The 13,463-nt window shown below is 59.4% G+C and carries 11 protein-coding genes; 7 read left to right on the forward strand and 4 right to left on the reverse strand.

The genetic code is table 11. The features are described from left to right. Positions 1-39 precede the first annotated feature (39 nt). Together J7382_RS12270 and rsmI are read right to left on the reverse strand one after the other, a co-directional pair. Entirely contained in the window at positions 40-414 is a 375-nt protein-coding gene (locus J7382_RS12270) for a YraN family protein (RefSeq protein WP_209069308.1), read from the reverse strand. Between the two features lie 34 nt (positions 415-448). After that, positions 449-1,309 carry a 16S rRNA (cytidine(1402)-2'-O)-methyltransferase gene (gene rsmI / locus J7382_RS12275; RefSeq protein ID WP_209069309.1) on the reverse strand — a complete coding sequence of 287 codons (861 nt, stop codon included), beginning with the start codon at positions 1,307-1,309 and terminating at the stop codon, positions 449-451. A 122-nt stretch (positions 1,310-1,431) separates the two neighbouring features. Between rsmI and J7382_RS12280 the strand changes: the two genes are divergently transcribed. From J7382_RS12280 to J7382_RS12295, 4 genes are all read left to right on the forward strand, one after another. Beyond that, positions 1,432-2,601 carry a penicillin-binding protein activator gene (locus tag J7382_RS12280; RefSeq protein ID WP_209069478.1) on the forward strand — a complete coding sequence of 390 codons (1,170 nt, stop codon included), beginning with the start codon at positions 1,432-1,434 and terminating at the stop codon, positions 2,599-2,601. After that, positions 2,582-5,371, forward strand: a complete 2,790-nt coding sequence (locus J7382_RS12285) for a [protein-PII] uridylyltransferase (protein WP_247745003.1) — start codon at positions 2,582-2,584, stop codon at positions 5,369-5,371. Before J7382_RS12280 ends, J7382_RS12285 begins: the two co-directional genes overlap by 20 nt. Next, positions 5,368-6,915, forward strand: a complete 1,548-nt coding sequence (gene murJ, locus J7382_RS12290) for a murein biosynthesis integral membrane protein MurJ (protein WP_209069310.1) — start codon at positions 5,368-5,370, stop codon at positions 6,913-6,915. Before J7382_RS12285 ends, murJ begins: the two co-directional genes overlap by 4 nt. A 135-nt stretch (positions 6,916-7,050) precedes the next feature. After that, complete coding sequence (locus J7382_RS12295) at positions 7,051-7,596, forward strand: DUF308 domain-containing protein (protein ID WP_209069311.1); 546 nt, start codon at positions 7,051-7,053, stop codon at positions 7,594-7,596. A gap of 15 nt (positions 7,597-7,611) precedes the next feature. Here the strand turns inward: J7382_RS12295 and J7382_RS12300 are convergent, their stop codons facing one another. Continuing rightward, the gene (locus J7382_RS12300; RefSeq protein WP_209069312.1) at positions 7,612-8,298 is read right to left on the reverse strand and encodes a rhomboid family intramembrane serine protease; all 687 of its coding nucleotides are present in this window, start codon (positions 8,296-8,298) and stop codon (positions 7,612-7,614) included. A 74-nt stretch (positions 8,299-8,372) separates the two neighbouring features. Between J7382_RS12300 and trpS the strand changes: the two genes are divergently transcribed. Next, a complete protein-coding gene (trpS, locus tag J7382_RS12305; protein ID WP_058241453.1) occupies positions 8,373-9,413 on the forward strand; it encodes a tryptophan--tRNA ligase in 1,041 nt (346 codons plus the stop codon). Positions 9,414-9,472: 59 nt separating this feature from the next. On the opposite strand, the gene J7382_RS12310 is transcribed toward trpS, so the two are convergent. Continuing rightward, a complete protein-coding gene (locus J7382_RS12310; RefSeq protein ID WP_209069313.1) occupies positions 9,473-10,411 on the reverse strand; it encodes an alpha/beta hydrolase in 939 nt (312 codons plus the stop codon). Positions 10,412-10,616: 205 nt separating this feature from the next. Between J7382_RS12310 and J7382_RS12315 the strand changes: the two genes are divergently transcribed. Together J7382_RS12315 and J7382_RS12320 are read left to right on the forward strand one after the other, a co-directional pair. Beyond that, the gene (locus J7382_RS12315; RefSeq protein WP_209069314.1) at positions 10,617-11,102 is read left to right on the forward strand and encodes a VOC family protein; all 486 of its coding nucleotides are present in this window, start codon (positions 10,617-10,619) and stop codon (positions 11,100-11,102) included. 299 nt (positions 11,103-11,401) lie between these two features. Beyond that, positions 11,402-13,315, forward strand: coding sequence for a PhoX family phosphatase (locus J7382_RS12320; RefSeq protein WP_209069315.1), 1,914 nt, complete (start codon positions 11,402-11,404; stop codon positions 13,313-13,315). Positions 13,316-13,463: the final 148 nt, after the last annotated feature.

Raw genomic sequence — 13,463 nt, forward strand, 5'->3', positions numbered from 1 at the left:
ACATGGCCCATGCCATGCGCGCTTGCAATGGGGCAGCACTTATTCCCAAAGCGCATTCTCAAGGATGTGAACCGCGCCCTGCCCATTCACCAAGGCCACATCAAAGCGCATCGGCGTGAGCAACCCCAAAGGCGCATCGGCTACATATTCCTGCGCCGCCGCCTGCAGACGCGCCACCTGTCTGGGCAAAAGCCGCGCGGCAGCACCCGCAAAACTCTGGCTCTTTTTGACCTCAACAAAGACAAACCCGTCACCGGCGTGCAAAATCAGATCAATCTCGCCAGCATGGCCGCGCCAGCGTTGTGCGGCAAGGGTCAGCCCCTGCGCCATGTAGTGGCGCAAAACGATCTCCTCTGCCGCAAGCCCGGCATGATAATTGCCCTGCCCCTGTGCCCGCTTACCCGGTTTACGCATCACCAAACACCAAATACCGCAACTTTGAGGCGGCCTACTCCGCCTTTTGCAGCTTCAACGCCAATTGATACACTTTGCGCCTGTTGATGCCATAGGCCTTGGCCACCGCATCAGAGGCATCGCGCACCGACAGTGTCTCCAAAGCCTCTTTCAAGGCAGCTTCCACATCGGCCTCACTGGCCGCTTCACCACGCTGACGATCAATCAGCACAACAATCTCGCCTTTGATCTGCCGCTCCGGCAAATCACGCGCCAGTTCGTCCAATGTGCCGCGCAACACCTCTTCGAACTTCTTGGTCAACTCGCGCGCCACCGCTGCTTTGCGCGCGCCGCCCAGAACAGCCGCCGCATCCGCCACCATGGCCGTAACCCGCTTTGGGGATTCGTAAAACACCAAGGTACCCGGCACGTCCCGCACGGCCTCCAACGCGGTTTGGCGCGCCTTCTTGGCATTGGGCAAAAACCCCGCAAAGAAAAACGAATCTGTTGGCAAGCCCGCCAGCGACAAGGCGGTGATAATGGCACTGGGTCCGGGGGCACTGGTCACAAGATGCCCAGCTTCTGCCGCCGCCACAGACAGGTGATAGCCCGGATCCGCAATCAACGGCGTGCCTGCTTCAGAGGCATAGGCCACACTGCGACCAGCCTCCAGATGCGCCAAAAGCTTGGCGCGCGCGCCCTCGCCGGAATGATCATGATACGACAGCACAGGCCGCCCCTCCAAAGCCACTCCGTGAATTTCAAGCAATTTTTTCATCGAACGGGTATCTTCTGCGGCGATCACATCCGCAGACGCCAAAATGTCCAATGCTCTCAAGGTGATATCACGTGCCGTACCGATAGGTGTGGCGACAAAGTATAATCCCGGCTGTAATTTCACTTTCTGAAAATTCATATCTGGACCCGCCTTTCCACTCGTTTATTATCTGCGCCAATGCGACTGGCATTGACTTGTCGTTACAATCACGTCGTTACCATCACAGGCGCAATCCAACGGGAGTGGAACTTTTGTCTCTTTTGTCTTTTCTTAAACCTGCCCGGCGCTTTGTGAAAGGGGCGGTCCTCGGGGCCACGACCCTGGCTCTGGCAAGCTGTGATCTGCCAACAGGCAACACCGGCCAGACCATTTCGACATCCGCACCCGTACCCGTGGCGCTTCTGGTGCCCGCGGGCTCCAACAACGCAGGCGACGCCCTTCTGGCCCAAAGCCTTGAAAACGCCGCCCGGCTGGCGATTGCCGATCTGGATGGAGTGCAGATTGATCTGCGCGTCTATGCCACGGCGGGCGATCCTGCCACCGCGCAGGCTTCGGCGATCAAAGCGGTGGATGAAGGTGCAAAAATCATTCTCGGCCCGGTCTTTGGCGAAGCCGCCAATGCGGCGGCTACAGCGGTCGCGGCCCGCAATGTGAACGTGCTGTCCTTCTCCAACAACACCACCATTGCCGGCGGTAACCTCTTTGTACTTGGCCCCACATTTGGCAACACCGCGGAACGTCTGGTGGCCTATGCGCGCGCCAATGACAAAACCAACATCATGTCGGTCTATTCTGAAAACAGCTCAGGCCAGCTTGGCAATCAGGCCATTGGTGCGGCCATCGCAGCCAAAGGCGCAGACAATGCCGGTGCGGTTGGCTACCAGTTCTCACAAGAAGGCGTGATTGCAGCCGTCAGCCAGATCAAACTCTCTGCCGAGCAAAGCGGCGCAGATGCCTTGTTCTTCACCTCCAACACCTCAGGCGCCCTGCCTTTGCTGACACAACTGCTGCCAGAATCGGGGCTTGGGCCTGACACCATCCAATATATGGGCCTGACACGCTGGGACATCCCGGCACAGACATTGGAACTGCCCGGCGTACAGGGCAGCTGGTTCGCCATGCCAGATCCAGCCCTCACGCAACAGTTTCAAAACCGCTATGCTCAGACCTATGGGGGCCTGCCACACCCTATTGGTGGTCTGGCCTATGACGGGATCGCCGCCATCGGCGCATTGGTCAAAGCGGGCAAAAAGGACGCTCTAACCAGCAACGCATTGACACAGGGCGCAGGCTTTCAAGGTGTGAACGGCATCTTCCGCCTGCTCTCAGACGGAACGAACGAACGCGGCATGGCTGTGGCCACAATCCGCGACAAGAAGGTAGTAATCATTGACCCTGCCCCAACGAGATTTGGAGGCGCTGGCTTCTAAAGCCGGTGACATCTTTCCAGCCCCGCCCACAGCGGGGCTGATCTGCGCCGCAGATGACATTTTCAACCGTGCCGAAGTGGCACAGGCCATTGCCGAAATTCTTAAGCAGGACGGCAAGGAAAACGTGCTGCGCAAAGAGCTTGTGACGCTGCTTTTGGCCCAGCGCAAAGTCGCCATGGCTCAAATCGCCAGCGCCTTTCAGGAGAACCCACGCGCGGCACGCGCCATGACCCGCTCCTATACATGGTTGACCGATTGTCTGGTCAGCTGCGCGTTTTTTGCTGCCACCCGCCGCTTCTACCCGCTCTCCACACCAACCGAAGCAGAACGGATCGCGCTCTTCGCTGTTGGCGGCTATGGCCGTGGAGAAATGGCCCCGCAGTCAGATGTCGACCTGCTGTTCCTGACGCCCTATAAAATAACGCCATGGGCAGAGAGCGTGATTGAATCCATGCTCTACATCCTCTGGGATCTGCGCCTTAAGGTCGGCCACAGCTCCCGCACTGTGAAAGACTGCATCCGCCTGGGACGTGAGGATTTCACCATCCGCACCGCCCTGCTGGAGAACCGTTTCCTGCGCGGCTACGCCCCCCTCGCCGAAGAACTCGACAAACGGCTTGAGGCGGAGCTGTTTAAGGGCACAGAGCGCGAGTTCATCGAGGCCAAACTCGGAGAACGTGACAGCCGCCATCAGAAACAGGGCCAGCGCTATGTGGTGGAGCCCAACGTCAAAGAGGGCAAAGGCGGTCTGCGCGATCTGCAATCCCTCTTCTGGATTGCCAAATACGTCTATCACGTCTCAGATGTCTCCGAACTCGTGGCCATGGGCGTGCTGCATCAGGATGAGCTCGAACGCTTCATTGCCGCCGAAGATTTCCTCTGGGCCGTGCGCGGCCACCTGCACCTGATCGCGGGTCGGCCGGTCGAACAGCTCACCTTTGATGTGCAGATCGAAGTTGCGGATCGTATGGGCTATGCCGACAAAGGCGGCCGCCGCGGTGTCGAACATTTCATGCAGGACTATTTCCGCCACGCCACATCGGTGGGCGATCTGACCCGCATCCTGCTCACCAAACTAGAAGCAGACCACGCCAAAGCGGCCCCTCTGCTGGATCGCATCTTCCGCCGCCGCCCGCGCATGAAACCCGGCTACAAGGTCACGCACAATCGCTTGAACGTCAGCGATGAGGCGGCGTTTCTGGAAAACCCGCTCAACCTGCTGCGCGTTTTTGAGGAAGGCCTGCGCACCGGCATGCTGATCCACCCAGATGCCATGCGTCTGGTCACCGCAAACCTGCATCTGATTGATGACACGTTCCGCGCAAACCGCGAAGCACAGCGCATCTTTCTAGATCTGTTGCTCAAACACGGCAACCCCAAACGCGCCCTGCGCCGCATGAATGAGCTGGGCGTGCTCGCGGCCTTCATCCCGGAATTTGAACACATCGTCGCCATGATGCAGTTCAACATGTACCACTCCTACACGGTGGACGAACACACCATTCAGGTGATTTCAAACTACGCCAAGATTGAACGCGAAGAGCTGGAGGAAGAGCTGCCGCTGTCCTCTGAGATCCTCAAGAAAGGTATCAACCGCAAGGTGCTGATGGTGGCCATGCTGCTGCATGACATCGGCAAGGGCCGCGACATCGACCATTCCGTACTGGGCGCACAGATCGCGCGCAAAGTGGCGCCGCGTCTGGGTCTGAACAAAGCGGACAGCGAAACGGTGGAATGGCTTGTGCGCTATCACCTGCTGATGTCAGATATGGCGCAGAAACGCGACATCGCCGATCCCCGCACCGTGCGCGACTTTGCCAAAGCCGTGAAAACTGTAGAACGCCTCAACCTGCTGACCGTGCTCACGGTCTGCGACATTCGGGGCGTGGGACCAAACACCTGGAACAATTGGAAAGCCGTGCTGATCCGCTCGCTCTATCGCCAGACAAAGCTGGTGCTGGAAGACGGCATGGAGGCGATCACCCGCGAAAACCGCGGCACCAAGGCCAAAAAATTGCTGCGCGAAGAGCTCTCTGACTGGCCTGCCAAGGATCTCAAAAAAGAGACCGCGCGCCACTATGAACCCTACTGGCAGGGGCTACACATCACCGCCCACAAGGTCTTTGCAGAGCTGCTGCGTGATATTCCGGATGATGAAATCCGCATCGACCTGCACCCGGACGATGACCGCGATGCCACCCGCGTCTGCTTTGCCATGGCCGACCACCCCGGTATTTTCTCGCGCATGTGCGGCGCGCTGGCGCTGGTGGGGGCCAATATCGTCGATGCCCGTACCTTCACCTCCAAAGACGGCTATGCCACTGCCGCCTTCTGGGTACAGGATGGTGAGGACAAACCCTATGAAGCGTCCCGCCTGCCGCGCCTGCGCACCATGATCGAACGCACGCTTGCGGGCGAGGTTGTGACCACCGAAGCTATCAAATCCCGTGATGTTCTGAAAAAACGCGAACGTGCCTTCAACGTGCCAACCACCATCACCTTTGATAACGAAGGCTCTGAAATTTATACAATTATCGAGGTCGACAGCCGCGATCGTCCGGGCCTTCTCAATGATCTGACCCGCGCACTGGCAAGCTCCAACGTCTACATCGCCTCCGCCGTGATCGCGACCTTCGGCGAACAGGTGGTCGACACGTTCTACGTCAAGGACATGTTCGGCCTGAAATTCCACGCTGACAGTAAACAGCGCGCGCTGGAAAAGAAGCTGCGTGATGCCATCAAACAGGGTGCGGAAAGGGCCAATTCATGAAGCCCATCCGCCTGATGCGCGGCTTTCTCACGGTGGGGTTCTGGACATTGGCAAGCCGCGTGCTTGGCTTTGTCCGGGAAATCCTCCTGCTCAGCCTGATTGGCCCCGGCCCCGTGCTGGACGCCTTTGTTGCCGCCTTCCGCCTGCCCAATATGTTCCGCCGCCTCTTTGCCGAGGGGGCGTTTAACGCGGCCTTCGTGCCCATGTTTTCCAAGCGGCTGGAGGGCGATGAAAACCCCGAGGGCTTTGCCAGCGACGCGCTCAGCCTGCTGTCCACCGCCGTGGTCCTGCTCACAGCACTTGGCATGATCTTCATGCCTGCGCTGGTCTGGCTCACCGCCGAGGGCTTTGCCGCAGACGAACGGTTTGATCTGACAGTGGGTTTTGGCCGCATTGTCTTCCCTTATATTTTCTTCATGTCGCTGGCCGCGCTTTTCTCGGGCGTGCTCAATGCCACCGGCCGCTTTGCCGCCGCCGCCGCCGCGCCGGTGCTGCTCAACATCCTGATCATCCCCGCCCTGCTGATTGGCCATGCCGTGGGCGGCGATGTCGTGCTCTGGCTGGTCTGGACCGTGCCCGTGGCAGGGATTGCACAGCTGCTGCTGGTCTGGAGCGCCACCCGCGCCACGGGCCTGCGCATTCGTCTCAAAGCCCCGCGCCTCTCGCCAGAGATGCGCCAGATGGTGCGCATCGCCCTGCCCGCCGCCTTTGCCAGCGGCGTCTCACAGATCAACCTTGTGGTCGGACAGATCGTGGCCTCCGCCACCCCCGGCGCGGTCAGTTGGCTGTATGCGGCTGACCGGCTCTATCAATTGCCGCTGGGCGTGATTGGCATCGCCGTGGGCATTGTGCTGCTGCCCGATCTGTCCCGCCGCCTGAAAGCAGGCGATGCCGAAGGCGCGCGCTATGCCTTTTCCCGCGCCGGGGAATTCTCCATGTTCCTCACCATCCCCGCGGCTGTGGCCTTTCTGGTCATCCCGCTGCCCCTGGTCTCCGTGCTGTTTGAACGCGGTGCCACCAGCGGCGATGACAGCGCGGCAATTGCCGTGGCGCTGGCGATCTACGCGGTCGGGCTGCCTGCCTTTGTGTTGCAAAAACTGCTACAGCCCCTGTACTTCGCCCGCGAAGACACCAAACGCCCCTTCCGCTATGCGGTCTGGGCCATGCTGGTCAACGCCGGTCTCGCCTTTGGTCTGCAGCCCCTGATCGGCTGGATGGCTCCGGCAGTTGCCGCCACCACCTCGGCCTGGCTGATGGTGCTGCAACTGGCCATTGGCGCCCGTCAGTTTGGCGACACCGCCAAATTTGACGCCCGCCTGCGCCGCCGCCTGTGGCGCATCTGCATCGCCGCTGCGGTGATGGGCGGAGCAGTCTGGAGCGCGTGGGTTGTGCTGATCCCATGGTTTGGCACCCCCGGCTGGCGCTATTTGGCGCTCTTGGCATTGATCAGCTTCGGCATGGCAGTCTATTTTGGCACAGGCCGATTGATTGGAGCCTTTGACCCTGCCGATCTGAAAGCCGCAGCCCGCCGCAGCAAGCCATAGGTTCAAGACCCTCTCGTGTTTCTGCACCAGTGTGGAACATTCATGGGACTTGATCCTGACACCACATAAAAAACGGTTGCTTCACTGCCTAAACGGGTTTTAGTGACCTCACACCTGTATCTCTAGGAGAGCAAAATGCGTAATTGGATAGTACTTTTGGTTGTGGGCATTCTTGCCTTGATTTTGGGGCTCATCGCCTTGGCGAACCCTTTCGCCGCCTCCGTCACCGCCACCTTGTTTGTGGGATGGAGCTTCATCTTCATGGGCGGCTTTCAGATCTTCGCCTCCTTTGGATCCGCCTCGACCGGAGCCAAAATCGCCGGCGTGCTGATCGGCCTGCTGGCCATGATCATCGGCGTGCACATCGTGGCTGAACCGCTTCAGGGCCTGCTGTCGCTGACCCTGGTCTCCGGCATTCTGTTTCTGGTATCTGGTGCCTTCAAGGCAAGCTTCGGCCTGTTCAACTTCAAAGGCACCGCACGTCTGGCAATGCTGCTCTCCGCTGTGGTCTCCATTGTCTTGGGCGCGATGGTGCTCAGCAACTTCCCACAATCTGCCGCGGTGCTCTTGGGCGTCTTGCTGGCCGTGGAGCTGCTGTCCAACGGCATCAGCGCCATCGCACTGGCCTTTGCCGTGCGCGATCTGTCCAAAACAGACGACGGCGCTGCAAGCGCCGCCTAAGCCGATTTGACAACACTACTGGCGGCGGATCTTTTCGCGGATCCGCTGCCATCCGCCCGGTGTCAGGGCAAAAGACAGGCAAAACCCGGTGCCAAAACCGATCACATCGGCCACCCAATCCGGGTTCCCCCCAAAGATCAGACCAAACAGAAGCTGAATGCCCACCAGCATACCAATCAGCGAGAAGGCCCGCGCCTGCGGGGCTCCTACGGCCCCAAGCCGTGTCCACAGCAGGAAAGTGAAGGCCCCGATCAGCCCATAGACCCCGGGATAGCTCCCCAGAAGCGGCACGGCGCTGTTCAAAACAACCGCATAGCCCAGCGCGCCCACGGCCCCAGAGCACAGAAAAATCGCCAAAGTGGCCGCACCGGAGAAGACCTCTCCCACCATTTTCCCCATCGCCAGCAACAGCACACCGCCAAACAGCGCATGGGTGAAATTGGCATGCACAAACAGATAGCTGACAAAACGGATCACATGCTCCATCGGCCATTGGCCGGTCGCAACCATCCAGTCAAAAATATCAGCGGAAAACGCATAGCGCTGGATCGCTTCGAGCCGCCAGCCCACAGACGTGGGCCCGCCCACAATCCCTTGGGATCCCAGCCACAAAGCCGCTTCCACCCCCGCCAGCAACAGGAAAAGCGCCGTCACCACCGGGGGCAACGGGTTCACGGGACTTTGATCATCGGGGTGGGACATGCCTGCGCTCCTTGACGGGGTTTGGCCCCGTAGGTAAGCCAAGCGCGTTAACAAATCCAGACGGAGTATTTCCAATGACAGAGGCGGTCCAAACGTCCTCCACATTTACCCCACGCGTCTTTTCCGGGATTCAACCCTCGGGTGGCCTGACGCTGGGCAATTACCTCGGTGCCATGAAGCGCTTTGTCGATATGCAGGACGCAGGCTCTCATGAGACCGTCTACTGCATGGTCGATCAGCACGCGATCACCGCAAAATTCCTTGAGCCTGCCACATTGGCGGCCAACACCCGCGAACTCTGCGCCGGTTTCATTGCGGCGGGCATCGATCCTGCAAAATCGATCCTGTTCAACCAAAGTCAGGTTGCCGAACATGCGCAGCTGGCTTGGATCTTCAACTGCGTCGCCCGCATGGGCTGGATGCAGCGCATGACCCAATGGAAAGACAAAGCTGGTAAAAATTCTCAGAATGCTTCGCTGGGTCTGTTTGCCTACCCGGCCCTGATGGCAGCGGATATTCTGGTCTACCACGCCACCCATGTGCCCGTGGGCGAGGACCAGAAACAGCACCTTGAGCTGACCCGCGACATCGCCATCAAGTTCAACCATGACTATGGCGTGGACTTCTTCCCCATCACCGAACCGGTGATTGAGGGCGCGGCCACCCGCGTGATGTCCTTCCGCGATGGCACCAAGAAAATGTCCAAGTCTGACCCCTCTGATGCCTCCCGCATCAACCTGACCGATGACGCGGACGCCATCGCCAAGAAAATCCGCAAAGCCAAAACCGATCCAGAGGCCCTGCCCTCTGAGAAAGACGGCCTTGAGGATCGCCCAGAGGCACGCAATCTGGTCAACATCTACGCGGGCCTGTCAGAGCAGACTGTGGCGCAGGTGCTCGCAGAGGTCGGTGGTAAGCAGTTCTCCGAATTCAAGCCCATGCTGGCCGATCTGGCGGTGGCAAAACTCGCGCCGATTTCCACCGAAATGGCGCGCCTCATGCAGCATCAGGATGAGATCGACAAAATTCTCGCCCATGGCGCAAATCAGGCCCGCGAGATCGCAGCACCGATCCTGAAGAAAACCTACGAGATTGTCGGTATGGTCGGCGCTTAACTGCGCCTTTCAGCCCAGATAAGAAAGCCCCGCTCCTCCGGCGGGGCTTTTTGTTGTGGTCACAGGGCCTTCAAGAACTCTGCATACTCCTTGCCACTGGCGCGTTTGCGATCCAGCATCGGCAGATGGCCACAGCCCTCCGGCATGATCACAGTGCTGTCAGGCAAGGCCTGCGCCAGAACGGCAGCCCCGGAGGGGTGAAAAATCCGGTCCTGCTGACACCAGAGGATCAGAACAGGCTGGGAAACATCCGGGGCCATCTCTTCCAGGTTTGGCACCTCTGACCGGCCCACCGCCTGCCAGATCTCCCGATTGATCTCTGCATGCGCCACCTCTTCGGCCAGCCATTTGTCCATGATGGGTTTAGGCAAATACGGCGGTTTATCGGGAAACAGCCATGCCATCCGCGCCTCATACCCCTCCTGAGAGGTCACCACCAAAGGGGCCTGTCCAGCCTCTATGGCCTTCTGCATATCGCTCAGTTCTGGTGCGGCCACATTGATCGGACTGCCAATCAGCGCAACGCTTTGCACCCGCTCCGGTGCCTGCTGCGCCATCACCATCGCCATATGTGCGCCCATGGAGTTGGCCGCCACATGAAACCGCTCCACCCCAATCGCATCCAGCACCATCTGCACATTCTTGGTCTGCTGGTTCAGATCATAGGCTTCTGGTGACAGACGCGGATTTTCCCCAAAGCCCGGCAAATCCAGCAAGATCACGCGATGGCTGCCGGAAATCTGCCGGGACATATCCACCCAATGCTCTTTGAGGGCAAAGATACCATGCAAAAACACAACGGTTTCGCCCTCCCCGCCCTGGAGATAATGCACCGGCCCCAAAGGGGTCTCCACCACATGACGCGACAGGCCTGCTGAGGCCACAAAGCCTTTGAGCATCACCTCAGCCGTCTTCTGCGGCCACAAAAAACTGGCTGCAAACCCCGCCCCCATGAGCGCTGCAAAGCCCAGCGCCACATACTTCAAACTCTTAATCACATCCGCTCTCCTCACCAACGCGCCCCGATTGCCGCGGCCCCTGACAGCAGAAAGCCAGAGCACCTGTATCATTGCAATCCTGCGACACAGGCGACGTTGGGGGAGCCTATGCGCGCTCACGCACAGCCGCCGCGCGCTCCTGAGGGTTTCGCAATGCCCCAAGGCCCCTAACATTACGGATCATCGCAACAATCAGGAGCCAACTATGACCGCGCCCTACGCCCCCTCCGCCCGTATCGGGCATGTCCACCTGAAGGTCGCCGATCTAGACCGCGCGATTGCTTTTTACGGAGATGTGCTCGGCTTTGAAGTGCAAACCCGCCTTGGCACAGAGGCAGCCTTTTTAGGGGCCGATGGCTATCACCACCACATTGGCCTCAACACCTGGCGCTCCAAAGATGGCATCCCAGCCCCGGAAGGCCACACCGGGCTGTTTCATACCGCGATCCTCTATCCCAGCCGCGCGGATCTGGCCACGGCGGTCAAACGGGTGCTGGCGGCGGGCTATCCGGTGCTGGGATCCTCTGATCACGGGGTGTCGGAAGCAGTCTATTTTAACGACCCGGACGGCAATGGCGTGGAACTCTACCGAGACCGCGACCCGGCCGAATGGCCCCGCCACAGCGATGGCAGCCTGCAGATGTACAGCCGTCCGCTCTCCGTCCAAAACCTTTTATCAGAACACTCCTGACCGCAGCGCAGAGCATAAACCACACAGAGCTCCCGCCATCTTCGAGCCCCCAAAGGGGCCTCTGCCAGATGTTGGGCCCAGCGCCCCCAAGGGGGCGCGGGCGGCATCAGAGCCCGGCCTCTTGCCCAGATCCAGAGCATCGGCAAATCCACACCCGTCACAAAATTGAAATCCTCTTGTCATCTGTCTGATTCACCGGCTTCCTAATATTTCCTTAACGCAACCGGCCCAGATGCCTGCAGAGCCCCCCAACCTTCTCGGGGCTTTCTCTGGGCCTCTCCAAGCCTTAGGAGCCAGGAATGCCTCACGACACGCACACAAGACCCCAGATCGATGATCTCTCCTTTGATGAGATTGACGAGGTGATCTCCCCCCGCGCGGAGGAGACCGATTTTGATCGAGTGGTCGATCAGGCCCTGTCCCGGCGCGGGTTTCTTGGCGGGGTGATGACGTTTGGTCTGGGCAGCTTTCTGGCGGGCACCACTCTGCTCAGCCGTGAGGGCAAGGCCGCACCGGCAGATCGCTTCGGCTTTGCACAGGTGGCGGCCAACACAGAGGATACCATCACCCTGCCTGACGGCTTTGAATGGCAGCCACTGATCACCTGGGGCGATCCGCTCTTCTCTGACACCCCCGCCTTTGATGAGGCCAGCCGCGGCACCGCCGCCAGTCAGGCCCGCGCCTTTGGCGACAATAATGACGGCATGTCGATCTTCACCAAAGACGGGCGCACCGTCATGGCGATCAACAATGAATACACCAACCGCAAAATCCTCTGGGGCAACAATCCGGACGGCACATGGGTCTCTGAGGATGACATCGCCAAAGGCATGATGGCCCATGGGGTTTCTCTCTTTGAAGTGGACCGCGATGATCAGGGCCAGTGGCAAGTGGTGATCGACAGCGATCTCAACCGCCGCATCACGCCACAAACCGAGATGGATCTCACCGGCCCCGCCGCAGGCCATGACCTGCTAAAAACCGCCGATGATCCCTCCGGGCGCAAGAGCAAGGGCACCTGGAACAACTGCGGCAATGGGGAGACCCCCTGGGGCACCTATTTGACCTGCGAAGAAAACTTCAACGGTTATTTCTCTGCCGAAGACGAAAATCACGACGTCTCCGCTGAGCTGAAACGCTATGGTGTCTCCGCCAAAGACTGGGGCTATGGCTGGGCCAAGATCGACCCGCGTTTTGATGTGGCTCAGACCCCCAATGAGCCAAACCGTGCGGGATATATTGTGGAAATCGACCCGTTTGATCCCACATCCACTCCGAAAAAACGCACCGCCCTCGGTCGCTTCAAACATGAAAACGCCGCCGTGGTTCTCGCCCCCAATGGCAAAGCCGTGGTCTATCTGGGCGATGATGAACGTGGGGAATTCCTCTATCGGTTTGTCTCCCATGGCACCTACACAGCCGGCGGGAGCAATGCCGATCTGCTGGAAAATGGCGATCTCTTTGTGGCCAAATTCCACGATGACATGCGCGGGGAATGGCTGGCGCTGACGCCGGAAACCACCGGCATGTCAGATGCCGAAATCCGCATCCACACCCGTCAGGCCGCCTCCGCCGTCGGCGCCACCACAATGGATCGCCCCGAATGGGTCGCCGTGAACCCCACCAAGGCAGAGGCCTATGTGGCGCTCACCAATAATAAAAACCGGGGCAAAAAACCAAACGCCGGTGGCGATGACACCTCTGTCAATGGCCCCAATCCCCGCGTGGAAAACCACTACGGTCAAATCGCCCGCTGGATGCCAGATGAAGACGATCACAGCTCTAACGGGTTTAGCTGGAACCTCTACGCGCTTGCCGGGAACCCCGATATCCACAGTGACGCATATGCAGGCAGCGAGAACATCAATGCCGGAAATATGTTCAATGCCCCGGATGGCATGGCCTTTGACAGCACTGGCCTGTTGTGGATCCAGACCGACGGGAAGTATTCTGATGAAGGAGATTTCGCGGGCATGGGCAACAATCAGATGCTCGCAGGGGATACAGTGACCGGTGAAATTCGCCGCTTTCTGGTGGGCCCCAAAGAATGTGAAGTCACCGGTGTCTGCTGGTCTCCGGATCGCCGCACCATGTTTGTGGGCATTCAGCACCCCGGTGAAAAAGGCAATTCGCACTTCCCGGATGGCGGCACCTCCGTTCCGCGCTCCGGCGTCTTCGCCATCCGTCGCAGCGACGGCGGGTTGATTGGCTAAAGACCCTATTACCCATGTCGCGCGGTGCCCCCGCGCCGCGCGGCAACTGACCAAAATATTCTGACGACCAAAGACCTTTTCCATAAGCGCTTTTCAGCACCAAACCTTTGGCCCCCGACCTTCCCCGGTCGGGGGTTTTTCGTGGGCG

This window comes from Shimia sp. R11_0 (genome assembly GCF_017744035.1).
In the GTDB taxonomy this organism is placed as follows: Bacteria; Pseudomonadota; Alphaproteobacteria; order Rhodobacterales; family Rhodobacteraceae; genus Shimia; species Shimia marina.

Excerpts from the sequence above, each read along its gene's own strand:
- J7382_RS12270 (WP_209069308.1), bottom strand. The coding sequence starts at position 414 with ATGCGTAAACCGGGTAAGCGGGCACAGGGGCAGGGCAATTATCATGCC.
- rsmI (WP_209069309.1), bottom strand. The coding sequence starts at position 1,309 with ATGAATTTTCAGAAAGTGAAATTACAGCCGGGATTATACTTTGTCGCC.
- murJ (WP_209069310.1), top strand. The coding sequence starts at position 5,368 with ATGAAGCCCATCCGCCTGATGCGCGGCTTTCTCACGGTGGGGTTCTGG.
- J7382_RS12295 (WP_209069311.1), top strand. The coding sequence starts at position 7,051 with ATGCGTAATTGGATAGTACTTTTGGTTGTGGGCATTCTTGCCTTGATT.
- J7382_RS12300 (WP_209069312.1), bottom strand. The coding sequence starts at position 8,298 with ATGTCCCACCCCGATGATCAAAGTCCCGTGAACCCGTTGCCCCCGGTG.
- trpS (WP_058241453.1), top strand. The coding sequence starts at position 8,373 with ATGACAGAGGCGGTCCAAACGTCCTCCACATTTACCCCACGCGTCTTT.
- J7382_RS12315 (WP_209069314.1), top strand. The coding sequence starts at position 10,617 with ATGACCGCGCCCTACGCCCCCTCCGCCCGTATCGGGCATGTCCACCTG.
- J7382_RS12320 (WP_209069315.1), top strand. The coding sequence starts at position 11,402 with ATGCCTCACGACACGCACACAAGACCCCAGATCGATGATCTCTCCTTT.